This window comes from Pseudomonas sp. TWI929, assembly GCF_039673335.1.
In the GTDB taxonomy this organism is placed as follows: Bacteria; Pseudomonadota; Gammaproteobacteria; order Pseudomonadales; family Pseudomonadaceae; genus Aquipseudomonas.
Map to the genome: position 1 here is coordinate 70031 of NZ_JBDJLK010000014.1, position 26936 is coordinate 96966.

Below are 26936 nucleotides of genomic sequence, written 5' to 3' on the forward strand. Positions count from 1 at the left end.
GCGCTGGACCGGTCGGATGGGCTGCAAAGCAGCCCCAGGATTTCAGCGACAAAGCATAAATTGCCGGGGCCGCTTAGCGGCCCTATCGCGACACAAGGCCGCTCCTACACAAGGTTGCATTCGCCACAAGGCCTCGACTCAACCGAGAAACAGCTTGTATGCCGGGTTATCAGTCTCATCCCAATACCGGTAACCCATCTCATCCAGCGCCAGCGGCAACCCCACCAGCTCATCCCCCGGCACTTCCAGTGCAGCAAACACCCGGGCCTCCGCCGCGCCATGGTTGCGGTAATGGAACAGGCTGATGTTCCAGCGTTTGCCCAGCCGCTCCAGAAAGCCCAGCAACGCCCCCGGGCGCTCGGGGAACTCGAAACGCAACACCCGCTCATCAGCCCCCGGCGCGGCATGGCCGCCCACGGTATGGCGCACATGCAGCTTGGCCAGCTCGTTGTCGGTCAAGTCCAGCACGCTGTAACCCTGCTCACGCAAGCTGGCCAGCAACTGCTCGCGCGGGTCGTGCACAGGGTGGGTCTGCACCCCGACGAACAGGCGCGCCTCCTTGCCGGGGAAATAGCGGTAGTTGAACTCGGTGATCTGCCGCTTGCCCAGGGCCTGGCAGAAGGCACGGAAGCTGCCCGGCTGTTCCGGGATGGTGACAGCGATGATCGCCTCACGCTGCTCGCCCAGTTCGGCCCGCTCGGCCACATGGCGCAAGCGGTCGAAGTTGACGTTGGCCCCGGAGTCGATGGCCACCAGGGTCTGCCCTTGCACGCCGTCGCGCGCCACGTACTTCTTGATCCCGGCCACCGCCAGGGCACCGGATGGCTCGGTGATCGAGCGGGTGTCGTCGTAGATGTCCTTGATTGCCGCGCATAGCTCGTCACTGCTCACCGTAACCACCTCGTCAACGAAGTGCCGGCACAGTTCGAAGCAATGGGCACCGACCTGTGCAACCGCCACGCCATCGGCAAAGGTCCCGACTTGCGGCAGGATCACCCGCTCGCCAGCGGCCATGGCGGCTTGCAGGCAATTGGAGTCCTCTGGCTCGACACCGATCACCTTCACCTCCGGGCGCAGGTACTTCACATAAGCGGCGATACCGGCGATCAAGCCACCGCCACCCACCGGCACGAAAATGGCGTCCAGGGCGCCTGGGCGTTGACGGAGGATTTCCATGGCCACGGTGCCCTGCCCGGCGATCACGTCCGGGTCATCGAACGGTGGCACAAAGGTGGCGCCTTCGCTGTCGGCCAGTTTCAGTGCGTGGGCCAGGGCATGCGGGAAGCTCTCACCGTGCAGCACCACATGCCCGCCGCGCGAACGCACACCTTCCACTTTCAGCGATGGCGTGGTGGTGGGCATGACGATAGTGGCCTTCATGCCCAGGTGCGATGCCGCCATGGCTACGCCCTGGGCATGGTTACCCGCCGACGCAGTGATCACCCCACGTTCGCGCTGTGCGGCGCTCAGGCGTGACAGGCGAGTGTAGGCACCGCGGATCTTGAACGAGAAGGTAGGCTGCAGGTCTTCACGCTTGAGCAACACCTGGTTGCCCAGGCTGGCCGACAAGGCAGGCGCGGCTTGCAGGGGTGTTTCGATGGCCAGGTCGTACACCGGCGCGGCAAGAATGCGCCGCACCTGCTCCGACAGCAGTTGCTGGGGGGTGGCGGTAGTACGCGGGGTGACGCTGAAGCTGGTCATCAATGACTCCTTGGCTGTTTTCACGTTGCCCAGGAGTCAGAGAGAAGAAACCCGCCTCCAGGGCGGGTTTGCTGCACGTACGCGCTAGCCCGCCAAGCTGATAATGGCGGTAATAATAATGGCGTTCACGTGCGGGAAGGTATTCATGGGGTAGGAACTTAGCCTGCCGCGTGGCCGCAAGTCAACACTTTGCCTGCTGCGCCGAAAGCGGCACATCGAACACCTTGTCGAAGCCCCACTGGAAGACAAAAGCGTAAACGAAGAAGAACACGAACAACGCCATGTTGGTCAGCAGTGCCGCCCCCAGGCTCACGTCCAGCCAATAAGCCACCAGCGGTAGCAGGATCAGCACCAGCCCGCCTTCGAAGCCCAAGGCATGCAGCAGGCGCCGCATGAAGGTGCGCTTACGCTGGTGCTGGCGCGCTTCCCAGCGCTCGAACACCCAGTTGTAGCCCATGTTCCAGCTCATGGCGATACCCGACATCAGCACCGACAGCACGGTCGACTGCGCCATGCCAGCACCAAACGCCAGCTCCAGCGCGGGCGCCACGCAGGCGACGGCGATGGCTTCGTAAAGTATGGCCTGGACGATCTTGCGTGCCTTGCCTTGCATGTTCAGCTCCCTGGGTAAACGACCTGTAAAGCTACAAGAAGTAGCCCGCAAGAAAAAGCCTGAAATTTGGACAACCCGGTGTGCGGCTGCTTGTATCTATCCAGTACAAACGGCGACATGTCGTACAACTTCGTCCAGGGAATTGAACGAGGAGCAGGACAATGACCCACTCAGCCCAGCCGGTGACCGGCACATGAATCTGGCATTCATCGATTTTCTCACCTACGTGCTGTTCGGCCTGAAGATCCTCGCGATCATCCTGGCCTCGCTGATGTTCCTGCTGGGCCTGGATGACCTGTTCATCGACCTGTGCTATTGGGGCCGCAAGTTGATCCGGCGCTTTCGCATCTACGACAAGTTCGAGAAAGCCGACGAGAAACGCCTGTACGAGGTCGCGGAAAAACCCCTGGCCATCATGGTCCCAGCCTGGAACGAAGTGGGCGTGGTAGGTGAAATGGCGCGCCTGGCAGCGTCGACCATCGACTACGAGAACTACCAGATCTTCGTCGGCACCTACCCCAACGACCCGCAAACCCAGGCCGACGTCGACGCGGTGTGCCTGCACTACCCCAACGTGCACAAAGTGGTCTGCGCCCGCCCCGGCCCCACCAGCAAGGCCGACTGCCTGAACAACATCATCGACGCGCTGCTGCGCTTCCAGCAGGACGCCGGCATCGAATTCGCCGGCTTCATCCTGCACGACGCCGAAGACGTGATTTCGCCCATGGAGCTGCGCCTGTTCAACTACCTGCTGCCGAACAAGGACATGATCCAGATCCCGGTGTACCCCTACGCACCGGAGTGGAAGGGCTTTACCGCCGGCCACTATGTCGACGAATTCGCCGAAAACCACGGCAAGGACGTGATCGTTCGCGAAGCACTGACCGGCCAGGTGCCCAGCGCCGGTGTCGGTACCTGCTTCAGCCGCCGCGCCATCAACGCGCTGCTGGAGGACGGCGACGGCATCGCCTTTGATGTGCAAAGCCTCACCGAAGACTACGACATCGGCTTTCGCCTGAAGCAAAAGGGCATGAAATGCATTTTCGCCCGCTATTCCATCTCCGACCCGGCGCTGACCCTGAAGCAGGAATGGCGCCCAGGCATGAGCCGCGAATTTTCCCAGGTGATCTGCGTACGCGAGCACTTCCCGCGCGACTGGCAGCATGCCATCCGGCAGAAGTCGCGGTGGATCGTCGGCATTGTGTTCCAGGGCACCAGCAACCTCGGCTGGAGCCGCAAGGGCGCGCTCAACTACTTCCTCTGGCGTGACCGGCGCGGGCTGTTCGCCTACTTGCTCAGTTTTCTGGTCAACCTGTTGCTGCTGGTGTTGCTGGCCATGTGGCTGGTCACGGTGATCGCGCCGCAGTCGTGGCGCTTCATGTCGATCCTCAGTGACAGTTGGCTGCTGACCACGCTGCTGTGGCTGAACGGGCTGATGCTGTTCAACCGCCTGTTTCAGCGCGCCTGGTTCGTCACCCGCTTCTATGGCATTGGCGAAGGCCTGCTGTCCGCGCCGCGGATGATGTGGAGCAACTTCGTCAACTTTTTCGCCAACCTGCGCGCCCTGCGCCAAGTGATGGAAATGGGCGACTCGCGGCGCGTGGCCTGGGACAAGACCACCCACGAGTTCCCCGCTATCGCTGCCCCTGCCCGTACGCCACTGGGCCAGCGCCTGGTGGCCAAGGGCCTGATCAGCGACGAGCAGCTGCAGCAGGCAATCACCAGCCCGATTCGCCGGCGCCTGGGCCGCGAACTGCTGCTGCGCGGCTGGCTGAACAGCGAACAGTTGGTAGCCACCCTGGCCGAGCAGCTGGAGCTGCCCTGGGCACCGCTTAACCCGTTCAAGCTCGACCCGCAACTGATAACCAAGCTGCCGCGCAAACTGGCCACGCACTACGGTGTGCTACCCGTGGCCGAAAACGGCGACACACTGATCCTGGCCAGCGAAACCCCGGTCAGCCAGGTGTCGCTGGGGGTAATCAGCCGCTACCTGAAACGCCCGGTCAGCGCCCGCCTGGCGCCGCAGGGCCGGGTCACCCTGGGCCTGCGCTACCACTACCCAAGCCCCTGGCAAAAGCCAGAAACCCGCGACATGCTGGCCATCCTGGAGCGCCACCAGGACGACGAAGCGCTGCTGGAGCGGGTCAGCCATCACCAAGTCATGCTCGGCACCCTGCTGCAGGTGCGTGGCATGGTCCCGGTCACCTTGTTCAACCAGGCGCTGATCGACTTCGACCCCGAACACCACAGCCTCGGCGAGCACCTGATCGCTCGCGGCATCATCACCGAGCAGGTGCTGCAGCAGGCCCTGCTCGAACAGGCCAGCGAACAGCAGGCTGCCTTTGACCTGACCCGGGAGGTGGCATGAAGCCGCGCTTTTCCCTCACTTTCACTGGCCTGCTGCTGTGCTCTGCCGCCCTGCCCGCCGCCGCTTCGGCGCCGATGACCGAGTTCCAGCGGTTCACCAGCTACCCCTTCATGGACCGCAGCTACCGCGAGGCCAAGAAAGACAACTGGGCCGAAGTTGAGCGCCTGACCCGCCATGTGCTGGGCCGGGTACCGAACAACGACGAGGCCCGCGCGCTGCTGGTGGAAGCCCTGGCCCACCAACGCCGTTACAAAGAGGCTGAAGCGCTGGCTGAACAGCTGGGCGGCAGCCCCGAATATGCCAACGCCCTGCTTGAACTGCGCCTGACCTGGATCGAGCAGGACCCACCCCCGGCCAGCCAGGTGGAGCAATGGCTGGCCGCCAGCGACGGCACCCACCGGGTACGCCTGTGGCAGGCCTACAGCCTGAGCCTGGCCAAGTTCGGTGGCGCGGCCAAGGCGTTGGACTGGCTCAACCAGCTGCCTCCCGGTAGTGACGGGCAGGTATTGCGCCTGGCCCGGGCCAACTTCGCCGAACAACTGCGCAACTGGAAGGAAACCAGCGAACAACTGCAACCGCTCGCCGACAAAGGCCAGCTGCCAGCCGAGGACTGGCAACGCCTGGCCAATGCCTACATCCAGCAGGTGGATGAAAAAGGCCTGAACGCACTGCTGCCCAGCGCGCCTTCCGCCGAAGCGGCCAACCAGGCCCGCCTGGCCATGGCCAACCGCGCCATTGCCGTTGGCCATAACCAGGCCGCCCAGCGCTGGCTGCAGTCACTACCGCCCGACCAATTGAATCAACCCGAACAGCGCCAGCAACTTTGGCAACTGGCCCGCGAAGGTGACGATGCCGCACTGGTGCGCCGCCTGAGCAACGATCTGCAACGCCCTTGCCTGGAGACTGTCGACTGGCTGTCACACCAGGACCCGAACCTGGCCCGCGAACAGTTCAAGGGCTGCACCGCCAGCAGCGACCCACGGGCTTATGCGGTGCTCAAGCAACGCCTGTACGGCGACCCGCCACAGCCCCCGCAACCCCGTACTGCCAGCGAATGGGAAAAGCGCTATCGGCAGACCGGCGATCTGGCTGCGTTGGAGCAAACCACCTTCCTGCTGACCGAACAGGGCCACAGCGAACACGCCCGGCAACTGCTGGAGCAAGCCTACGACCGCCGCCAGGGCCGCCTTACCCCGTCGCTGCTGCAACGCCTGGGCAACCTGTATGCGCGCAACGACGGGCCGCTGGACAGCCGCCGCATGCTCGGCCTGATCCCCCGGGTCGACGCCAATACCCGCGCCCAGTTGCTCGGCCGCCTGGCCGAGGCCGGCCAGTGCGACGCCGTACGCCAAGCCGTGCCAGCCACTCCAGGCGAGCCTGGGCAATACCGCGCCCTGGGCCGCTGCGCCATGCCCGACCAGCCGGGTGAAGCGGTGGTCTACTACCAGGCCGCCGAGCGCCTGGGCGACCCTGGCAACCGCCTGCCGTTGGCCTATGCGCTTGAGGCCGCTGGCGATTCCGAAACCGCTCTGCCCATCTGGCGCAGCTTGCCCGAGGGCGCCTGGACCGACAACGCCCGCCTCACTGCCGCCCGTGGCGCGCTGAATGCAGGCGACGCTGATGCAGCGCGGCGCTACTGGGACGCCGCCGCACACAACAGCGCCGATGACTGGGCGCTAGGCGCTGCCATTGCCCAGCGCCAAGGCGACCCGCAGGCCGCACTGGGCTTCCAGCGCCAAGCCCTGGCACACAACCCACGCGCCGACCACTACTACGCCGCATCCAGCACCGCGCAACTGGCCGGCGACACAGCGCAGAGCACCGCCTGGCTGGCCGAAGCCGTACGCCTGGCCCCCGACCAGCCGCGCTATCGCGCCGACTACGGCATGCGCCTGGCCGGCTCGACGGAAAAAAACCAGCGCATTCAGTCAATACCCTACCTGGAGCGCGCCACCCACGACTTCCCCGAAGACTACCGCCTTGGCGAAACACTGGCCCTGCGCTACGACGAGCATGAAGACAGCGCCGCAGCACGTCGCGAACTACGGCGCATCCTTGATGTGGAGCACAACCTGGTCGACGGCGATGACGAGTACGGCAGCCTGAAAGCCCGCAAGTACCGCCAGCGCCGCGCCCACGAAAGCCTGTCACGGCGCGACACCATCACCCTGGCCAGCACCTGGTCGCCGGCCGGCACCTCGACCAACGACAAGTTCCTCGACAACGGCCAGCGCAGCGGCAGCTCACGCCGGACGCAATCGCAGAACGTGCAGCTGGCCATGTGGGACCACGCCCTGGGCGAAGAACCCAGCCGCAACGGCAGCACCCTGTCGGTGTATGGCCGGGTGCTGTTCGGTGGCCAAAGCCGCAACGACTATGCGCAAAGCATGGGCACCGGCGTTGGCCTGCGCTACAAGCCGCTCGGCCAGGCCAACCTCAACCTGTATGCCGAGTTGTACCACCAGCGGCAGGTCGACGAGGAGCACTACCGCAGCCTCAGCCTGGGCCAGCTGCTGAGCCCGGCCAAGGTCGGCGGCAACTGGGGCGACTTGCGCCACCACGCCGAATCGAGCAACGACCTGCTGTTGCGCGCCACCGCCTCGTTCCTCGACCAGGGTGACTGGCGCAACGACTGGCGGGTCGATGAAGATGACTGGAACGAGCGCTTCCTCTACCTCGACGCTGCCTGGTGGACCCGCGCCGGCGACCACGCCTGGCTGTCGCGCTACCAGCAGGGCCATGCCTGGAAACTGCCCGGCAGCTCGCCACAAACCATCATGCCCTATGGTTTTGTCGAGTTCTCCAGCCAGGACCCAAGCAACGACTGGCGCCAGGACGCGCGGGCCGGGGTTGGCTTGCGCTGGCAATGGTGGTTCGATGACGACCGCTACAACGCCTACCGCGGCTCGTTGAAAGTGCGTGCCGAGTACCAGCAATCGCTGGGCGGCAACCTCTACGAGCGCGCCAACGGCGTGCTGGTCGGTGCGGAGATGACCTTCTGATGCGTACGTTCCTGGCCCTCTGCCTGCTCGCCCTGAGCCTGTCGGCCACGGCCGACCAGCGCCTGTTCTACCAACCGCTGAACCGCGATGCCAGTGTCACCCCTGCCCAGTGGCAGCAGCTATGGCACGCCACCGTCGCCCAGGGCGGCAAGACCCTGATCGTGCAGTGGAGCGCCTATGGCGACAGCGACTTTGGCGGTGCCCAGGGCTGGCTGGCCAACAGCCTGCGCACGGCGCAAGCCCAGGGCCTGCAGTTGGTGCTGGGGTTGTATATGGACCCAGCCTACTACCAGCGCCTGGACGAGCTGGATGGCGCAGGCTTGAACAGCTACTGGAAAGCGCAACTGGGGCGCTCGCTCAGCCAGTACCAGCAACTGCGCCAGGCCTGGCAGCTGCCGGTGGATGGTTGGTACCTGCCAATGGAGCTGGACGACCAGCATTTTCGTGAAGCCGATCGGCGCGAAGCGCTGTACAGCCAACTGCAGGCGTTCAACCGCCAGCTGGACAAGCCGCTGCATATCAGTGCATTCAGCGCCGGCAAGCTGTCGCCGCGGGTGAATGCAGCCTGGCTGGATCAACTGGCCGGGTTGGGCTTGACTGTGTGGTGGCAGGATGGCGCCGGGACAGGGCGTTTGCCGGCGTTGGTGCGGCAAGGCTACGAACAGGCCTTGCCATGCCGGGTCGGCGTGGTGCGCGAGGCGTTCCGCCAGGTGAGCACGGCGGGGCAAGCGTTCAGGGCTGAACCAGCCGAGCCGAAGCTGGTAGGCGGCTGCCATGCCGAGGCAGTGTTTGCCTTGCGTTACCGGCCCTGGGCCCGGGGTGTCCTGCCACAGAATTGAGTCTCCAGGCCCGGCCTCTTCGAGGCGTCGAACCGCCGCGAAGAGGCCGGGCCTGGTAAAGCAGTACCCCCAGGAGCCCCCATGTTCAAGACCATCGAAGCCCACGTGCGCAAGCAGGTCGCCCCAGCCGCCCTGCGCGCCGAGTTCCGCCAGTACGAATTCGACTCCATGCGCCCGTTCTGCCTGCTGGTGTTCAGCATCAGCATCGTGATCTGGCTGGTCTTCGACCTGATCGTCAGCTTCCTCGGCGGCCAGGGTTTCACCTGGCTGTCCTACCTGTTCATCGCACTGCTCAGCTGCCTCACCGTGGTACTGCGCTTCACCCGCCGCAGCCACCACTTCGACGTGCTCAACCTGCTGTTCATCAGCGTCATCACCTTGGGCATGCGCCTGGTGATCGAAGGCATCCCGGTGGCCCTGCGCCCGGTGTGGCTGGTGCTTGGGGTCTCCACCGTGCTGTATGCCGTGTCGGTGCTGCCGGTAAGGCGCTGGTCGTTCTTCTGCGCCATGTTCATCACCTGGGTGGTGCTCAACCCGTTCTACCACACCCGCATCGGGCCCGACGAACTTGAAGGCGCCATGCTGATCAGCTACGCGGTGTTTCTCAGCGGCCTGGTCACCTACAGCTACCTGCAGATGCGCAAGGCCAAGCTGCACAACTTCTACCTGTCCAAGGTGCTGCTGGACCAGGCCTATGTCGACGCCTTGACCGAAATCCCCAACCGCCGCTCGTTCATGGCCCAGGCCGACCGCCAACTGCGCCTGGGCACAGGCGGGCAGTACCTGGCGATGATCGACATCGACAATTTCAAACGGGTCAATGACCGCTTTGGCCATGACGTGGGTGATGAAGTGCTCAAGCGCGTGGCCCTGCATATCAAGGCGAGCATGAGTGGCTTCGAGTTTGCCCGGCTGGGCGGCGAGGAATTCGCGATCTTTTTCCAGGGCCTGGACCAGCACGGTGCCGAGCAGCAAGTCGCGGCGCTGTGCCAGCGGGTGCGGGAAGACATTGGCGAGCACTCGGTGACCGTCAGCATCGGCCTGGCCCGGGTCGACCAGGGCGACAGCCTGACCGCCGCGCTGGTACGCGCCGACCAGGCGCTGTATGAGGCGAAGCACAGTGGCAAGGACCGCTTTGTGCTGTGGTCAAGCCAGCTGGCAGACCAGCATTAGCAGGCCCGGCCTTTCGCGGCGGTTCGACGTCTCGATAAACCCACAGGACCTGCGCAAAATTCCCTGTGGGAGCGGGTTCACCCGCGAAGAGGCCGGCACTGGCGATACATCAACCCGCAGGCAACCGAATGCGGAACTGCGCCCCGCCCAGTGCCGACTGCGCCACAGTCAAGGTGCCACCCTGCCCCTCGATCGCCCGCCGGCTGATCGCCAACCCCAGACCAAACCCGCCGGTGTTGCGGTCCCGACTACGGTCCAACCGATAGAACGGCTGGAAAATCCGCTCCCGCTCCTCCGCCGGAATGCCAATCCCGTCATCCTCCACCGTCAGCAAGCAGCCGCCATCCGCTTCCAGGCGCAAGCGCAGCAACAGGCTTTCATCGCAATAACGCATGGCATTACGCACCAGGTTCTGCACGGCCCGCGCCGTCAGCCGCGGGTCCAGCACAAAGCGCGGCAAATCGCCCTCGGCCTGCACCTCCCACTGGATACCGCGGCTATCAAGCTCCTCGGCGAAACCGCCAAGCACGCTGTCGACCAGCTCCAGCAACGACACCTCGACCCGCTCGCGGGCCTGGTCGGCGTTATACAGGCGGCTATAGGACAGCAGTTCCAGCACCAGCTCATCCAGCTCACGTACATGCCCCACTAGCTCCAGCAGGCGCTTGCGGCTGGCCGGCGGCACTTCGTCAAACAGCAGCACCAGGCCGAAGTCCAGCCGGGTCAAGGGCGTGCGCAACTCATGCGACACCGCATTGAGCAGCTCGCGCTGCTGGTTGACGTGGCGTTCCAGGTCACTGGCCATGGTGTCGAACACCCCGGCCAGCTCACCGATGTTGGAATGCGGCGAGATGTGCGTACGCTCGGCCATCTGCCCCTGGCCCAGGCGCCGGGCAGTTTCCTTCAGGCGTTCCAGGTCGCGCCAGTGCGGCCATACCCACAGCAGCAGGCAACCCAGCATGGCCGCACCAATAAGCACGGTCACGCCCCACGACAGCACGTTGATGTCCAGCGGGTCTGGCGGCGAATGCAGGCGCACCAGCCATTCCTTGTCCAATGGCGCCAGCACTGTCTCGTAGTAGCCCCACTCGGCAATACGCACCGCGTACAGGCCGTGCTCCAGGCGCGCCTGTTCTTCTTCGCTCAGCTCGGCCTGTTCCATGCGTAGCAGCTGCAGTTGCAGCGGCGCAAAATCACGGGCCAGTTCCTGCTCTACCGCCGGCCACTGTTCGCGCGGGGCCTGGCGGAACTGGCGCACGATCAACGACTGCACGCCCTTGGCCTGGTCCAGGTTGTAGGCCATGAAGCGTTCGTGGAACAGACCGACGATAGTGTCAGGGATGAACAATAACGCGCCGGCGTAGGCAACGATGATCACCAGGTACAGCCGCACCAGGATCTTGAGCATGGCCGGTCAGCACTCCCACTCGACGCGGCTGAACAGGTAGCCCTTGCCCCACACGGTCTTGATCTTGCGCGCTTCGCCGGCGTTGTCGTCGAACTTGCGCCGCAGCTTGGAGATGGCCACGTCCACCGAACGGTCGGTGCCGTTGAACTCGATGCCACGCAGTTGCTGCAGGATGCGGTCGCGGTTCATTACCTCGCCAGCATTGCGCGCCAGTACCACCAGCAGGTTGTACTCGCCACTGGACAGCTCCACTTCTTCGCCACGCCAGCTGACTGTACGCTCGGCCAGGTCGATGCGCAGGCCACCGATCAGGATCAGGTCGTTGTCCAGGCGCGGCTCGTTGACACTGCTACGGCGCAGCAGGGTACGCACCCGGGCCAGCAGCACGCGGGGTTCGCAGGGTTTGGTCACATAGTCGTCGGCACCCATTTCCAGGCCCAGCACCTGGTCATGGCTGTCGTCACGGGCAGTCAGCATCAGGATGGGCAGGCCCTGCGACTCCTGGCGCAGCAAGCGGCACAATTGCAGGCCATCGATACCCGGCAGCATCAGGTCGAGGATGACCAGGTCGGGCTTTTGCCGGCGATACTCGTCCAGCACATGATCGCCCCGGGCGATCACCTGGACATGGAAGTCGTTGCGTTGCAGGTAGCTGGCGATCAGCTCGGACAGGGCACTGTCGTCTTCGACCAGGAAAATATTCGGCATAGGCGGATCAAATCTGGGTTGAGGTATGCCTGTGCCGGCCTCTTCGCGGGTAAACCCGCTCCCACAGGGACCGCACAGCACCTGAAACCTGTGTAGGAGCGGGTTTACCCGCGAAGAGGCCGGCACAGGAATACTCAGGATATAGAACACTGCAGCACCACAGGATTGTTCTTCACACTTTTTCACACTCGTCCTACAGGTATTAACAGCCGCCCAGGCAACGCCTGCCGTAGGATATAGCCGGTCATCATCGGAAGATCCGCATGCCTACTACCCTCCCCCCGCGCCTGCGCCCGTTGGCGCTCGTGGCGTTTCTGAGCCTGCCCCTGGCCGGCTGCGGCGACAGCGCCGAGCAAGACGAACAGGCCCCCACCCCGCAAGTGCGGGTGGAAACCCTGCAACTGCAGCCCCTGGCCATCAGCAGCGAACTCAGCGGCCGTATCCTCGCGCCGCGCACTGCCGAAGTACGTGCGCGGGTCGCCGGCGTGGTACTCAAGCGTGTTTACCGCGAAGGCAGCGACGTCAAGCAAGGCGATGTGCTGTTCCTGATCGACCCGGCACCGTTCAAGGCCGACCACGACAGCGCCCGGGCCACCCTGGCCAAGGCCCAGGCCACCCTGTACCAGGCCCGTTTGCAGGAACAGCGCTACCGCGAGCTGGTCGACGACAAGGCCGTCAGCCGCCAGGAATACGACAACGCCAAGGCCAGCTTCCTGCAGGCCGATGCCGAAGTGGCCGAAGCCAAGGCGGCACTCGAGCGCGCCCGCCTGAACCTCGGCTACGCCACCGTGACCGCGCCGATTTCCGGCCGTATCGGCCGCGCCCAGGTCACCGAAGGCGCGCTGGTCGGGCAGAACGAGACCACAGCGCTGGCGACCATCCAGCAACTGGACCCGATCCATGCCGATGTCACCCAGTCCACGCGCGAGCTCAACGCCCTGCGCCGCGCACTGCGTGCCGGCGAGCTGCAACAGGTGGGCGACGGCCAGGCCCGCGCCACGTTGATCCAGGACGACGGCAGCACCTACCCGCTGCAGGGCAAGCTGCTGTTCTCCGACATCAGTGTCGACCCCAGCACCAACCAGATCACCCTGCGCAGCGAGTTCCCCAACCCGGACCTCGACCTGCTGCCCGGCAGCTACGTGCGCGTGCGCCTGGAGCAGGCCGTGCAACCCAAGGGCCTGAGCGTGCCGCAGCGCGCCATCCTGCGTGACAGCGCAGGCGTGCCCAAGGTGCTGGTAGTCGACCAGCAGGCCCGGGTCAGCGACCGCCAGGTGGTACTGGGCAGCGCCCAGGGCGACCGTTGGGTCGTCAGCGAAGGCCTGGCCCCCGGCGAGCGGGTGGTGGTCGAGGGCCTGCAACACGTCAAGGCCGGTGACCAGGTGCAGGTCGACAATGCATCCGGGACGCCGCCCATCGCACAGCACACCGGCCAGTGAGGGCCTGATTCATGCCGCAATTCTTCATCGACCGCCCGGTTTTTGCCTGGGTGGTCGCGCTGTTCATCCTGCTCGCCGGTGCGCTGGCCATCCCGCAACTGCCGGTGGCCCAGTACCCCAACGTGGCCCCGCCGCAGGTGGAGATCTACGCCGTGTACCCGGGCGCCTCGGCGGCGACCATGGACGAAAGCGTGGTCAGCCTGATCGAGCAGGAGCTCAATGGCGCCGACAACCTGCTGTACTTCGAATCGCAGAGCAGCCTGGGCAGCGCCACCATCACCGCCACCTTCGCCCCGGGCACCAACCCGGACCTGGCCCAGGTCGATGTGCAGAACCGCCTGAAGGTGGTCGAGTCGCGCCTGCCACGCCCGGTCACCCAGCAGGGTCTGCAGGTGGAAAAGGTGTCCACCGGTTTCCTGCTGCTGGCCACGCTTACCTCCGAAGACGGCAAGCTCGACGAGACCGCCCTGTCGGACATCCTGGCGCGCAACGTGATGGATGAAATCCGCCGCCTCAAGGGCGTCGGCAAGGCCCAGCTGTATGGCTCCGAGCGTGCCATGCGTATCTGGATCGACCCACGCAAGCTGATCGGCTTCAACCTCACGCCCAATGACGTGGCCGAAGCCATCGCCGGCCAGAACGCCCAGGTCGCCCCCGGCAGCATCGGTGACCTGCCCAGCCGCAGCACCCAGGAAATCACCGCCAACGTGGTGGTCAAGGGCCAGCTGAGCACCCCCGAAGAGTTTGCCGCCATTGTCCTGCGCGCCAACCCGGACGGCTCCACGGTCACCATCGGTGATGTTGCCCGGGTCGAGATCGGTGCCCAGGAATACCAGTACGGCACGCGCCTGAACGGCAAGCCGGCCACCGCCTTCAGCGTGCAGCTGGCGCCCGGCGCCAACGCCATGGAAACCGCCACCCTGGTGCGGGCGAAGATGCAGGAGCTGGCGCGCTACTTCCCGGAGGGGGTCAAGTACGACATCCCCTACGACACCTCACCGTTCGTCAAGGTGTCGATCCAACAGGTCATCAACACCCTGTTCGAAGCCATGCTGCTGGTGTTCGCGGTGATGTTCTTGTTCCTGCAGAACCTGCGCTACACCCTGATCCCAACCCTGGTGGTGCCGGTGGCGCTGATGGGCACCTTCGCCGTGATGCTGGCCATGGGCTTTTCGGTCAACGTGCTGACCCTGTTCGGCATGGTGCTGGCCATCGGTATCCTGGTCGACGATGCCATCGTGGTGGTGGAAAACGTCGAGCGCATCATGGCCGAAGAAGGCCTGCCGCCCAAGGAGGCCACGCGCAAGGCCATGGGCCAGATCAGCGGCGCGATCGTCGGCATTACCCTGGTGCTGGTAGCGGTATTCCTGCCCATGGCGTTCATGCAAGGCTCGGTGGGGGTGATCTACCAGCAGTTCTCGGTGTCGATGGCGGTGTCGATCCTGTTCTCGGCATTCCTCGCCCTCAGCCTGACCCCGGCGCTGTGCGCCACCTTGCTCAAACCCGTGGCAAAGGGTGAACACCACGAGCGCAAGGGCTTCTTCGGCTGGTTCAACCGCCGCTTCGAGGGCATGAGCAAAGGCTACCAGCGTTGGGTGGTGCAAGCCCTCAAGCGCAGCGGCCGTTACCTGCTGGTGTACGCGGTGCTGCTGGCTGTGCTGGGCTACGGCTTCAGCCAGCTGCCCACGGCATTCCTGCCAACGGAAGACCAGGGCTATACCATCACCGACATCCAGCTGCCGCCGGGCGCCAGCCGCATGCGTACCGAGCAGGTGGCCGCGCAGATCGAGGCGCACAATGCCGAGGAACCGGGCGTAGGCAATACCACGCTGATCCTCGGTTTCAGCTTCTCCGGTAGCGGGCAGAACGCGGCGCTGGCCTTTACCACGCTCAAGGACTGGTCCGAGCGCGGCGCCGACGACAGCGCCCAGTCGATTGCCGACCGTGCGACCATGGCCTTCAGCCAGCTCAAGGACGCCATCGCCTACTCGGTCCTACCGCCACCAATCGACGGCCTGGGTGAGTCGACCGGTTTCGAGTTCCGCCTGCAGGACCGCGGCGGCATGGGCCACACCGAGCTGATGGCTGCCCGTGACCAGTTGCTGGAAAGCGCCACCAAAAGCAAGGTGCTAACCAACGTGCGCGAAGCCTCGCTGGCGGAAAGCCCGCAGGTGCAGCTGGAAATCGACCGCCGCCAGGCCAATGCCCTGGGCGTGTCGTTTGCCGATATCGGCACGGTGCTGGACGTGGCCGTGGGCTCCAGCTACGTCAACGACTTCCCCAACCAGGGCCGCATGCAGCGGGTGGTGGTGCAGGCCGAAGGCGACCAGCGCAGCCAGGTCGAAGACCTGCTGAAAATCCATGTGCGCAACAACAGTGGCAAGATGGTACCGCTGGGCGCGTTCGTTCAAGCCAAGTGGGTCAGCGGCCCGGTGCAGCTCACCCGCTACAACGGCTACCCGGCGGTGTCGATTTCCGGCGAGCCGGCGGCCGGCTACAGCTCAGGCGAAGCCATGGCCGAGATCGAGCGCCTGGTGGCGCAGCTGCCGGCTGGTGCCGGCCTGGAGTGGACCGGCCTGTCGCTGCAGGAGCGGCTGTCTGGCAGCCAGGCACCGATGCTGATGGCGCTGTCGTTGCTGGTGGTGTTCCTGTGCCTGGCGGCGCTGTACGAAAGCTGGTCGATCCCGACCGCGGTGCTGCTGGTGGTGCCGCTCGGCGTACTCGGCGCGGTGCTGGCGGTGACCCTGCGCGGCATGCCCAACGACGTGTTCTTCAAGGTCGGCCTGATCACCCTGATCGGCCTGTCGGCGAAGAACGCCATCCTGATCATCGAGTTTGCCAAGCATCTGGTCGACCAGGGCGTGAATGCCGCCGACGCTGCCGTGCAGGCCGCGCGCCTGCGCCTGCGGCCGATCGTGATGACCTCGCTGGCGTTCATCCTCGGCGTGGTGCCACTGGCCATTGCCAGCGGTGCCAGCTCGGCCAGCCAGCAGGCCATCGGCACCGGGGTGATCGGCGGCATGCTCAGCGCCACCCTGGCGGTGGTGTTCGTGCCAGTGTTCTTCGTGGTGGTGATGCGCCTGGCCGGGCGTCGCCAGGCAAATAATGCCGACACGCAACCGATAGTCAGCGACAGCTGACTGGACAAGCCCAGCGTGACATGGGAGGGTTCCCGGCAAAGACTGCCTGGAACCCTTTTTCATGCCTGATGCATTGCCGCCCTGCTCCATCCTCATTCTCGCCGGTGGCCGCGGGCAGCGCATGGGTGGCCGTGACAAGGGCTTGATTGACTGGCAAGGCGAGCCACTGGTGGCGCATGTGCACCGTGTGGTGCGGCCGCTGAGCGACGACCTGGTGATTTCCTGCAACCGCAACCAGGATGCCTACCGGGCGTATGCCGACCAGTTGGTGGGTGATGCCGAGGTGGACTTCCCTGGGCCGCTGGCAGGGGTGATTGCCGGGCTTAAGGTGGCGCGGCATGAATGGGTGGTGGTGCAGGCTTGCGATGCGCCGCTGGTTGACCGGGCGTTGATCGAGGACCTGCTGCGGGTGGCAGCAGTTCATGACTGCGCCGCCATGGTGCGCCAGGGGGGCTATTGGCAGCCGATGTTCAGCGTGCTGCCGCGGCGGGTGTTGCCGGTGCTGGAACAGGCCTGGGCCGAGGGGGAGCGGAGTTTGCAGAAGTCCTTGCTGCGCGACGAGGTAGTGGCGCTGGAGTGTGCCGAGGGTGATCGCAGGTTGAGCAATTTCAACAGCCCGGAGTTGCTAAAGGACTGAATGCCTGGCGCGGTCATTGTGGGAGCGGCCTTGTGTCGCGAAAGGGCTGCGAAGCAGCCCCAGGACTTCAGCATCGACGCATAAATTGCCGGGGCCGCTTTGCGGCCCTTTCGCGACACAAGGCCGCTCCCACAGGGACCGCGTAACAGCATGGAAATGGTCAGCCAGCAATCAATTCCTCGATACTGATCTCACGCATCCTGAACTTCTGCACCTTGCCCGTCACCGTCATCGGGAACTCCTCGACAAAGCGGAAGTACCTGGGCACCTTGAAATGCGCAATCCGCGCCTTCGCCCACTCGCGCAGTTCTTCCTCGCTGGCCACATGTCCCGGATGCAACCGTACCCAGGCCACGATCTCCTCACCATACTTGCTGCACGGCACGCCAATCACCTGCACATCGGCCACCGCCGGGTGGGTGAAGAAAAACTCCTCCAGCTCGCGCGGGTAGATGTTCTCGCCCCCGCGAATGATCATGTCCTTGCTGCGCCCGACGATACGCACGTAGCCCTGCTCGTCCATCACCGCCAGGTCACCGGTGTGCATCCAGCCTTCTTCATCGATGCTCTCGGCCGTGGCCTTGGGGTTGTTCCAGTAACCCAGCATCACGCTGTAGCCGCGCGTGCACAGCTCGCCGATTTCGCCACGCGGCACGGTGTTGCCGTCGGTATCGACTACCTTGTTCTCCAGCCGTGGCTGGGTGCGGCCAACGCTGGTTACACGGCGCTCCAGGTCGTCGGTAGCGCCGGTCTGCAGCGACACCGGGCTGGTCTCGGTCATGCCATAAGCAATCTGCACTTCGGCCATGTGCATCTCACTGATTACCCGGCGCATCACCTCGATCGGGCAGGTGGCGCCAGCCATGATCCCGGTACGCAGGCTCGACAGGTCGAATTCGCCGCGCTGCGGGTGGTCCAGCTCGGCGATGAACATGGTCGGCACACCATACAGTGCAGTGGCCTTTTCCTCTGCCACCGCGCGCAGCGTGGCTAGCGGGTCGAAGGCATCGTTGGGGTAGATCAGGGTGCTGCCGTGGGTCATGCAGCCGAGGTTGGCCATGACCATGCCGAAGCAGTGGTACAGCGGCACCGGCACCACCAACCGGTCATGCTCGGTCAGGCCCAGGCTTTCGCCGACCATGTAGCCGTTGTTGAGAATGTTGCTGTGGCTGAGCGTGGCGCCCTTGGGGAAACCGGTGGTGCCCGAGGTGTACTGGATGTTGATCGGGTCGTCGCAACGCAGTTGCGCCTGGCGCTCGGCCAAGGCTTGGCGGCTGACGGCCCCGGCACGGGCCTGCAGGTCGTGCCAGGCGAGGAAGCCCGGCGGTGGTGCGGCGGCCAGGCTGACCACGCCGCGCAGCTCAGGGAAGCGCTCGCAGATCAGGGCGCCCGGTTGGCTGCCTGCCAGGCCTGGGACCAGGCCCAGCAGCATGGCGTGGTAATCGGAGGTCTTGAATGCGTCGGCGCAAACTATCCAACGGCAACCGGACTGGCCAAGGGCGTAGTCCAGCTCACTGGAGCGGTAGGCCGGGTTGATGTTGACCAGGATCGCACCGAGCTTGGCGCTGGCGAACTGGGTGATGCACCATTCGGCGCAGTTGGGTGCCCAGATCCCTAAGCGGTCACCGGGTTGCACGCCCAAGGCCATCAGCGCGCGGGCGTGCTGGTCGACGGCATCGGCCAGTTGCTGCCAGGTGTAGCGCAGGGCCTGGTGACGGACTATCAGGGCCTCGCGGTGGGGGAAGCGGGCGACGGTGGTGTCGAAGGCGTCGCCGATGCATTGGGTCAGCAGGGGCTTGGCCTGGTTGCCCTGGGAGTAGCTTGGCTGGGGCATGGGCGATCTCTTGTTGTTTTTGTGTTGTCTGTGCCGGCCTCTTCGCGGGCTTGCCCGCGAAGAAGCCAACACCGATTTAACGGACGAACACCTGCGGCGTGGTGGTGGACATGTCACCACCCGGCAACTTGATGTTCTTCACCTTTTCCAGCGTATCCGGGTTGAACACGGCAAGGTCATTGAAGGTGCCGCCCAGATACAGCTTGTCGCCCTTCTTGTCGAAGGTGACGCAGTAGTACGTGTGCTCAAGGTTAGCCGCCTTGATCAGCTTGCGTTGCTTGATGTCGTACTTGGCCAGGCGGTTGAGCACGCCGTAGATCTGGTTCGGGTCCTTGGGCGAGCGCAGGCCGGTGAAATACAGCTCAGTCAGGTCGGCAAATTCCTGGGTATGGGTCTTGCCGGTCTTCAGGTCGACACTGAGGTAGCCGTACAGCAGCTCGGCCTCGTTCGGGTCCTGCTTGGCATCCTTGAACTTGGCAATGGTGTACAGCATCGAGAACTCGTGGCGCGGGTTCTGGTGCGGCCAGAAGTACAGCACGTCCGGGGCACTGTAGCCTTTGCGGTTCCAGTTGCGCAGCGGCAAGGCCACCGAATACTTGCCGGTCTTCACGTCCATCTTGTAGATGTCCGGCCCGGCGAAATACAGGGTGCCATCGTCGGCAGTACGCATCAGGTAAACCTGGCGCGGCATCGGGTAGGTACGCACCGGCTTGGCCTCAAGGCCATCGGCGGTGCTGAACACTTCCAGCCGCGGCGGCTTGACCACGTAGTGGTCGTTCAGGCGCTGGGTCGGGTTGACCGTGGCGTACACTTCCTTGCCGTCCGGGCTGATGGCGAACGAGTACATCGAGCGCCCCACCTCGCCCGCCACACTGGACAGGTTGGCGCGGAAGGTGTTCTTGCAGGTGTCCAGGTCGATGCCGTAAATGTCGCCGTAGTGGTTGTTGAGCACATAGGCGGTGCGGTTGTCCGGCGCCATCATCGCGGTACCGGGGCCGAACTTGTCGGGCATCACGCAGCTCTTGTACACCGTGTCACTGGCCACATCGACCACATGCAGGTTGTTCGGGTAGTTGGTCACGATCATGTATTCGTGGCCAGCCTTCAGCGCCGGCCCGGTGTCGTCGGCCTGTACCAGCCCGGCGCAGGCCGTGGCGGCGATGGTGAGCGCGAGTTGCGCGCAGCGTCCAGCTTTCATGCGGTTTCCCCTTGTCATTCTTGTTGGGCCGGTCACTTGTCTTTCGGGAACACGGTGCCGAGGTTGCGCCAGTCTTCCTGGGAGTTGCTTGCCTGGGCATTCCACTCCTGGTAGGTGCTCATCATGTCCGGCACCTGGGCCGGCCACCAGCAAGGGTCGGAGCAACCGTACAGGTCGGCCTCCATCGGCTGGCACAGCGAGCTGACGCCGCCAAAGGCATCCACTTCCCAACCCGGGTCGGTGGTGGCGGTGCAGCCCGCCACCGCGCTCATGGCCATGACTTCTTCGACGCGGTCTTCGGCGGCGGCCTGCTCGAGGATGCGCGCCTTGTTGTTCAGGGGCTTCAAGTGCTTCATGTCAGTGCGCCTTCCGCGGGGTGATGTAGCGATCGATGAAGGCCGGGTTGGCGGCCATGATGCGGCTGTAAACCTCGATGCCGAAGTCGACCCAGTCACGCATCAGTTCGCAATAGTGGTAGGTCGGGTGCTGCGGGTCGCCGTAGCGTGCGTAGCTCTCGTGGTAGCAACCGCCCGAGCACAGGTTGCGGATGCGGCAGCTTTCGCAGCCTGTGTTGCTGCGGTCCAGGCGCTGCGACAGGAAGTCGTTGAGCTGTGCCTGCTTGACGCCCTGGTGCACGTTGCCAAAGGTCGGCAGGTTGGAGCCGGTGAAGCGGTGGCACAGGTTCAGCTCGCCCTTGTGGTCCACCGCCAGCATCTTCAACCCGGCACCGCACGGCAGGGCCTTCTTGTGGCCCTCGTGGATGTCGGTGATCAGCTGGTGCAGGTTGGAGAAGCCGATGTTGCGGTGCTCCAGTGCCGCCTCCAGGTACTTGCGGCCCAGCGCCTTCATGTTGGCGAACACCTGCACCAGCTCTTCGCCAGTGAGGTTGAAGTCGGCCATGTCACCAGAGGTGACTGGGGCAAAACCGACCTCGGCGAAGCCCATTTCGTTGAACAGGTGGTTCCAGATGGTTTCGACGTCGGTGATGCCACGGGTCAGCGTGACCCGCGCGCCCACCGGGCGGCTGGTGTAGCGCGACAGCAACAGGTCGGCCTTGCGCCGCACCACGTCATAAGTGCCCTGCCCGCCCACGGTAATGCGGTTGCGGTCGTGCACGGTCTTGGGGCCGTCGATGCTGATCGACAGGCCGAAGCGGTGGGCATTGAGCCAGTCGATGATCTCTTCGGTGAGCAGCGTGGCATTGGTGGTCATGATGAACTCCACCTGCTTGCCGGCCTCGGCGAAACGCCGCTCGCAGTACGCCACCATGTGCTCGATCAACGGCCGGTTGGACAGCGGCTCGCCACCGAAGAACACCACGCTGTAGCGTTCCTCGTTGGGCGACTCCTTGAGCAGCATCTCTACCGAGGCTTCGGCCGTGTCAGTGCTCATCTTCTTGCCGGCGGAAGGCTTGTCCAGGTCTTCCTTGTAGCAATAGGTGCAGCTGAGGTTGCAGCCGGTGTTAACGTTCAGCACCACGGTGTTCAGCGCGGTGCGCTCGACCTGCTTGAGGGCGATTTCCGGGGTCAGCGGCGAGCCGTCGCTGACCAGTTCCAGCGCGATCAGCTCGCGCAGGGTGTCTTGGATATCGTCGCCGGCAAACTGCTGGCCAAGGCGCTGCATCAGCTCCTCGGCCGAGCAGCCTTGCTGGCGCAAGGCGTCGATGATGCTGCCGGTCACCGCATCGGTGGCAAACAGCGAACTGCTGGGGATATGGAACAGCATGCGGTCGGCATCGACCTGCACTTCATGCAGGTTGCGTTCGACCAGGTTCAGTAGTGCGCCCATGGCGACCTCCCGATAATCGATCCGTTGGAAAACCGTTGCGCCCTGCCGTTACGGCAGCGGCGGGTTGTTCCAGCGCTGAACGGTGACGATCATGTGCCCTTCGCCGGTCTGGCCGCCGTCGGCCAGCGTGGCGATGACCTTCAGGTTACCGGCGTTGTTGGTCATCATCTTGCGCTCAGGGTTGGGCCCGGCACCGCCTGGCACAAACACCCCATCGGCCTGCATCTGCCCTGCAAACTTGACGTCTTCATCCTCGACCGCACGCTCGTTGAACGGCTCGACCTTCCAGCTGGCCGGCAGGTAGCCGATGCGCAGTGGCTGGCCGTTGGCGTCTTTACCCCAGGCCTCGGCCTCGAAACGGCCCTGCACCTTCGGCACCGAAGCGTCGTTCTCGCCAATGCGGGCAATGGAGAACGCCGGCACTACCTTCACTTCATCGACCTTGTCGTAGACCGCCAGGTTGGCGCCCTTGAGCGCGCCCACCACAACTTCACGCTGACCAGGCTTGGCATCCGCCGCAGCGCGGGCCTTGACCCGTACCAGGGTTGGGGTCTGCTCCAGCACTTCGGTCACTTCCACCCCGGCGCCCAGCTCCGGCTTGCCGGACAGGCCGCTGCCGACCAAGGTGATTTCGCTTTCGCTGCCAACCTTGATGAACGCCGGTTGTACCGCCAGCAAGTGCGCCTTGCCTTCCTTCACGGCGGTGAAGTCCAGGCCACGCTCATCGTGCTCGGCCTCGAACATGCGGCCTTTCATTTCGCCATCCAGCGCAGCGAACACCTGACGCAGGTTGGCGTCGCCGACCTTGACGTTGCCGCGCCATTCATAGCCGTTGTAGAGGATTGCCGAGCCGCTGCCGTTGAACGGCGTGCCGTCAGCGTAAGCCCCCTTGACCTCGACCTTGAAGGTATCGCCCTCGTCGGCGGTAACGCTCATCACCCCGCGCACATCGCCCTTGGCCAACATGTGGCCACTGAAGGCCCATTGCCCGGGAAGTGCGTCGGCCTTGGGCTTGGCTTTCTGCCATTCGGCCCAGGCCGCGTTTTCCATCGGGTAACGCTTGGCCAGCTCGGGTACTACTTGCTGAAGGGCGATCGGCAGCCAGTCGCGGTCACGCGCCTGGGCCTGGTATTCAAGGGACGGCCATTGGCCGAGGTGGAAGTTGACCAGGTGTTCCCACTCCTTGGCCGGGCGCCGTTGCAAGGCGACACGGGCACCGGAGTGGCAACGGCCACAGGTTTCGCTGAGCTGGGTGTCGAAGTGCTCGACGGTGTTGAGCCGGCGCTCCATGGCGTAGCGCACGCCATCGGTCTCGCTAGGCGCCAGGCCCTGCTTGTCGGCCAGGTACTTGACCAGCGTGCGACGGTCGTCGTCGCTGATCTGCAGGCCATGCATCACCTGCATGCGGGCGATGCTCATCAGCCAGCCTTCCGGCGTCTTGCGCTGGTGGCTGATGCGGCTATAGGTGTCGTTGCCTTCGGGGATATGGCACCCCATGCACTTGTTCTGCAACAGGCTCGGGCCCTGCTCGGCCGCCATGGCCTGGGTGCTCAGCAGCGCGGCGGCGACCAGCGCCAGTTTGCCCGCATGCCGCCGGAGTCGAGTCGTCTTCAAGGTCAGACCTCCACGGTTGTTGTTCTTATCGTTTTCGCACGCTTTGGTACAGCAGGTGTGCATGTGACGGTTGTGATACAGGAACTGTGCCAGGTGCTGTAAAAGCTTTTCCTTTCAACCTTTTAGCCGGTTTTCGGTGCTTGGACATCGGCAGAGATGGCCAATTGCAGCGTGCCATTTCGCGACAGGGTGTTTCATCCTGAGACAGGGGCCTGCTGTGCAGGCCTTCGCGGGCTCGCCCGCTGCCACAGGTATTGCACCGCCCCCAGGCATTACACATTCCTTGTGGGAGCGGGCGAGCCCGCGAAGAGGCCGGAACAGCCACTGTTTCACCACCGTCTCACACCGTCTCAATGTGCAACAGCGCACGCCTGCAATCACAACCTTGCACCTAGGCAAAACCCAATACCTTCAGCGCTTTGCGGCCATCAGCCCAGCTTGGCACGGCCATTGCGCCAGTGCCCGTCACATCCAAAGACAAGAGGCACAGCCCCATGCTTTCCGAACTGCCCATCCTGCCCGCCACCCGCGCCTTCCTCGAACGCAAGCTGAAGATGCGCATCGGCGCCGACTGGCAGGACGCCGCCAGCGGTCGCACCCTGTCGTTCCGCAACCCGGCCACTGGCGAAGTGCTGGGTGAGGTGCCCGCCGCCGAAGCCGAAGATGTCGACCGCGCCGTGCGCGCCGCACGCCAGGCCTTCGACGATTCACCCTGGAGCCGCCTGCGCCCGCGGGAACGGCAGAACCTGCTGTGGCGCCTGGCCGACCTGATGGAGCGTGACGCCCGCCAACTGGCCGAACTGGAATGCCTGAACAACGGCAAGAGCGCTGCCGTGGCCCAGGTGATGGACGTGCAACTGGCCATCGACTTCCTGCGCTACATGGCGGGCTGGGCTACCAAGATCGAGGGTAGCACCGTCGAGGCCTCCATGCCGCTGATGCCCAACGACCAATTCCATGGTTTCGTACGCCGTGAGGCCGTCGGCGTGGTCGGCGCCATCGTCGCCTGGAACTTCCCGCTGCTGCTGGCCTGCTGGAAGCTGGGCCCGGCACTGGCCACCGGCTGCACCGTGGTGCTCAAGCCTGCTGATGAAACCCCGCTGAGCGTGCTCAAGCTGGCCGAGCTTGTAGACGAAGCCGGCTACCCGGCAGGCGTGTTCAACGTGGTCACCGGTACCGGCCTGAATGCCGGTGCCGCGCTTAGCCGCCACCCCGGCGTGGACAAACTGACCTTCACCGGCTCCACCGAGGTCGGCAAGCTGATCGGCAAGGCGGCCATGGACAACATGACCCGCGTCACCCTGGAGCTGGGCGGCAAGTCGCCAACCATCGTCATGCCCGACGCCAACCTGCAGGAAGCCGCCGCTGGCGCCGCCACGGCAATCTTCTTCAACCAGGGCCAGGTGTGCTGCGCAGGCTCGCGGCTGTATGTGCACCGCAAGCACTTCGACAATGTGGTGGCCGACATCGCCGGCATCGCCAATGGCATGAAGCTGGGCAGCGGCCTGGACCCGGCGGTACAGATGGGCCCGCTGATCTCGGCCAAGCAACAGGACCGTGTCACCGGCTATATCGAACTGGGCCGCGAGCTGGGCGCGACCATTGCCTGCGGTGGCGAAGGCTTCGGGCCGGGTTACTTCGTCAAGCCGACGGTGATCGTCGATGTCGACCAGCGCCACCGCCTGGTGCAGGAAGAAATCTTCGGGCCGGTGCTGGTGGCGATGCCGTTTGATGACCTCGACGAAGTGATCGGCATGGCCAACGACAACCCCTACGGGCTGGGCGCCAGCATCTGGTCCAACGACCTGTCCGCCGTGCACCGCATGATCCCGCGCATCAAGTCGGGCTCGGTGTGGGTCAACTGCCACAGCGCGCTGGACCCGGCGCTGCCGTTTGGTGGCTACAAGATGTCCGGCGTCGGTCGCGAGATGGGCGCGGCGGCCATCGAGCATTACACCGAGCTCAAGTCGGTGTTGATCAAGCTCTGATCTTCAGCCTGTTCTGGCCCTTTCGCGGGTTCACCCGCGAAGAGGCCGGCGCAGGTAACCGAAAAAACAACAACAAAAACATGGAGCACACCATGAGGCACACACTCGCCTGCACATTGGCCCTTCTTTTGACCGCACCCGCCAGCCAAGCGTACGAGCTGTACAACCACAACGGCAGCACCCTCAACGCCGACCTCGAAGCCCTGTTCGGCGTATTCCACAGCGACGAAAGCTTCAACCAGGCCGGCAACCGCCAGCCCGGCAGCAGCGCCTGGCAAGAGGGCTACATCAAGTACGGCCTCAGCGGCAGCCAGGCCCTGGCCGACAGCGGCGCACTGTACGGCGCCTTCAACCTGCTCAGTTCCGCCACCTGGGGCGATGGCGATGCTGCCGGCCTGACCCTGGGCGATGAGCGCCGCACCGCCATCGAAGACCTGTACCTGGGCTGGCGCTCGGCCAACCTGTTCCCGGCCCTGGGCGAAGACGGCGTGGACATTTCCGGTGGGCGTCAGGTGGTGACCCTGGGTGACGGCTTCCTGATCCAGGGCGACCCGGTCAACCTGGGCAAGGTAGACCTGGGTGCCAACTTCGACCGCGGCGGCGCCTACTACCTGGCCGCCCGCAAGGCCTTCGACCGCACCGCTGTGCTGCGCCTGGGCGGCAAACAAGGCTGGCGCGGCGACCTGATGTGGCTGAAGTCCGACAACCACTTCCAGGCCGACACTTCGCTGGCGGTAGCCAACCTGGAGCATGTCGCCGACGCCGGCACCGTCGGCCTGAGCTGGATCCACGGCCTCGACGTGGACCAGCGCTACGCGCAGCTTCTGGGCCTGGAACACCGCGACGGCATGGACACCGCCAGCCTGCGCGGGCGCGGCGGCCTGGGCGTGAAAGACCTGGAGCTGGCCGCCGAATACGTAACCCAAGACCGCACCGGCGGGCGCGAGAACGCCTGGTACCTGGAGGGTAACTGGACCTTCTCCGCGCTGCCCTGGTCACCGACCGCCACCTACCGTTACAGCCGCTTTTCCGAAGACTTCGACCCGCTGTTCTATGGCCTGAGCCGAGGCTACGGCACCTGGTTCCAGGGTGAAGTGGCGGCCAACTATGCCGGGCCGTTCAACAAGAACAGCCAGGTGCACCACGTGGCGCTAAAAGGCAAGCCACGCGACAACCTGACGGTCGGCGCGCTGTACTTCGACTTCGATACGCTGGACACCGACCGGGGCAACCTGGGCGGGCGCGAGCTGGACCTGTATGTGGAATGGATGGTCAACGACCACCTGCTGATCAGCCCGCTGGTGGGTTTCTACAAGCCGGAGCGCAGTGCTGCGAATGGCGGTACGCAGTTGGGTGGGACGGACGGCGGGACTTATATGCAGCTAATCGTCGGGACCTTCTTCTGATTTGAAATTTTGGGGCTGCTTTGCAGCCCATCGCCGGGAACCCCCCAACCCCCCGGAAATTAACAAAAAACCCCACTAAG

At 64.6% G+C, this 26936-nt stretch carries 18 protein-coding genes; 9 read left to right on the forward strand and 9 right to left on the reverse strand.

Annotated elements, in window-relative coordinates; all coding sequences use genetic code 11:
* Window positions 1-138: 138 nt before the first annotated feature.
* Complete coding sequence (gene ilvA, locus ABE456_RS09055; protein WP_346643588.1) at window positions 139-1701, reverse strand: threonine ammonia-lyase, biosynthetic; 1563 nt, start codon at window positions 1699-1701, stop codon at window positions 139-141.
* Between the two features lie 181 nt (window positions 1702-1882).
* Window positions 1883-2314, reverse strand: a complete 432-nt coding sequence (locus tag ABE456_RS09060; protein WP_346643589.1) for a PACE efflux transporter — start codon at window positions 2312-2314, stop codon at window positions 1883-1885.
* A 193-nt stretch (window positions 2315-2507) separates the two neighbouring features.
* On the opposite strand from ABE456_RS09060, the gene nrfB reads away from it, so the two are divergent.
* The 4 genes from nrfB (at window position 2508) to ABE456_RS09080 (ending at window position 9696) form a co-directional block, all read left to right on the forward strand.
* Window positions 2508-4682, forward strand: a complete 2175-nt coding sequence (gene nrfB, locus ABE456_RS09065) for a cyclic di-3',5'-guanylate-activated glycosyltransferase NrfB (RefSeq protein ID WP_346643590.1) — start codon at window positions 2508-2510, stop codon at window positions 4680-4682.
* Window positions 4679-7684 carry a phage receptor gene (locus ABE456_RS09070; RefSeq protein ID WP_346643591.1) on the forward strand — a complete coding sequence of 1002 codons (3006 nt, stop codon included), beginning with the start codon at window positions 4679-4681 and terminating at the stop codon, window positions 7682-7684. The genes nrfB and ABE456_RS09070 overlap by 4 nt, the downstream gene beginning before the upstream one ends.
* Window positions 7684-8523 (forward strand): DUF4434 family protein, encoded by an 840-nt coding sequence (locus tag ABE456_RS09075; RefSeq protein WP_346643592.1) that lies wholly within the window; start codon window positions 7684-7686, stop codon window positions 8521-8523. The genes ABE456_RS09070 and ABE456_RS09075 overlap by 1 nt, the downstream gene beginning before the upstream one ends.
* Window positions 8524-8604: 81 nt before the next feature.
* On the forward strand, window positions 8605-9696 hold the full coding sequence (locus ABE456_RS09080) for a GGDEF domain-containing protein (RefSeq protein ID WP_346643593.1): 1092 nt from the start codon (window positions 8605-8607) through the stop codon (window positions 9694-9696).
* A 109-nt stretch (window positions 9697-9805) separates the two neighbouring features.
* On the opposite strand, the gene ABE456_RS09085 is transcribed toward ABE456_RS09080, so the two are convergent.
* Window positions 9806-11104 (reverse strand): ATP-binding protein, encoded by a 1299-nt coding sequence (locus ABE456_RS09085; RefSeq protein ID WP_346643594.1) that lies wholly within the window; start codon window positions 11102-11104, stop codon window positions 9806-9808.
* Window positions 11105-11110: 6 nt separating this feature from the next.
* A complete protein-coding gene (locus ABE456_RS09090) occupies window positions 11111-11812 on the reverse strand; it encodes a response regulator transcription factor (protein ID WP_326432937.1) in 702 nt (233 codons plus the stop codon).
* Between the two features lie 263 nt (window positions 11813-12075).
* On the opposite strand from ABE456_RS09090, the gene ABE456_RS09095 reads away from it, so the two are divergent.
* The 3 genes from ABE456_RS09095 to mobA all read left to right on the forward strand — a co-directional run bounded on the left by ABE456_RS09095 (window position 12076) and on the right by mobA (window position 17028).
* Entirely contained in the window at window positions 12076-13251 is a 1176-nt protein-coding gene (locus ABE456_RS09095) for an efflux RND transporter periplasmic adaptor subunit (RefSeq protein WP_346643595.1), read from the forward strand.
* Between the two features lie 11 nt (window positions 13252-13262).
* Window positions 13263-16391: an efflux RND transporter permease subunit gene (locus ABE456_RS09100; RefSeq protein WP_346643596.1), complete on the forward strand. Its 3129-nt coding sequence runs from the start codon at window positions 13263-13265 to the stop codon at window positions 16389-16391.
* Window positions 16392-16452: 61 nt separating this feature from the next.
* Window positions 16453-17028 (forward strand): molybdenum cofactor guanylyltransferase MobA, encoded by a 576-nt coding sequence (gene mobA, locus ABE456_RS09105; RefSeq protein ID WP_346643597.1) that lies wholly within the window; start codon window positions 16453-16455, stop codon window positions 17026-17028.
* A gap of 160 nt (window positions 17029-17188) precedes the next feature.
* On the opposite strand, the gene ABE456_RS09110 is transcribed toward mobA, so the two are convergent.
* From ABE456_RS09110 to peaA, 5 genes are all read right to left on the reverse strand, one after another.
* Window positions 17189-18862, reverse strand: coding sequence for a fatty acid CoA ligase family protein (locus tag ABE456_RS09110; protein ID WP_346643598.1), 1674 nt, complete (start codon window positions 18860-18862; stop codon window positions 17189-17191).
* Window positions 18863-18938: 76 nt separating this feature from the next.
* Window positions 18939-20060: a quinohemoprotein amine dehydrogenase subunit beta gene (gene peaD / locus ABE456_RS09115; protein ID WP_346643599.1), complete on the reverse strand. Its 1122-nt coding sequence runs from the start codon at window positions 20058-20060 to the stop codon at window positions 18939-18941.
* A gap of 32 nt (window positions 20061-20092) precedes the next feature.
* Window positions 20093-20416, reverse strand: a complete 324-nt coding sequence (gene qhpC, locus ABE456_RS09120) for a quinohemoprotein amine dehydrogenase subunit gamma (RefSeq protein WP_346643600.1) — start codon at window positions 20414-20416, stop codon at window positions 20093-20095.
* A 1-nt stretch (window position 20417) separates the two neighbouring features.
* The gene (gene peaB / locus ABE456_RS09125; protein WP_346643601.1) at window positions 20418-21848 is read right to left on the reverse strand and encodes a quinohemoprotein amine dehydrogenase maturation protein; all 1431 of its coding nucleotides are present in this window, start codon (window positions 21846-21848) and stop codon (window positions 20418-20420) included.
* A 48-nt stretch (window positions 21849-21896) separates the two neighbouring features.
* A complete protein-coding gene (gene peaA / locus ABE456_RS09130; RefSeq protein ID WP_346643602.1) occupies window positions 21897-23462 on the reverse strand; it encodes a quinohemoprotein amine dehydrogenase subunit alpha in 1566 nt (521 codons plus the stop codon).
* Window positions 23463-23956: 494 nt separating this feature from the next.
* Between peaA and ABE456_RS09135 the strand changes: the two genes are divergently transcribed.
* Complete coding sequence (locus ABE456_RS09135; protein ID WP_346643603.1) at window positions 23957-25450, forward strand: aldehyde dehydrogenase family protein; 1494 nt, start codon at window positions 23957-23959, stop codon at window positions 25448-25450.
* A 92-nt stretch (window positions 25451-25542) separates the two neighbouring features.
* Window positions 25543-26856, forward strand: coding sequence for a hypothetical protein (locus tag ABE456_RS09140; RefSeq protein ID WP_346643604.1), 1314 nt, complete (start codon window positions 25543-25545; stop codon window positions 26854-26856).
* Window positions 26857-26936: the final 80 nt, after the last annotated feature.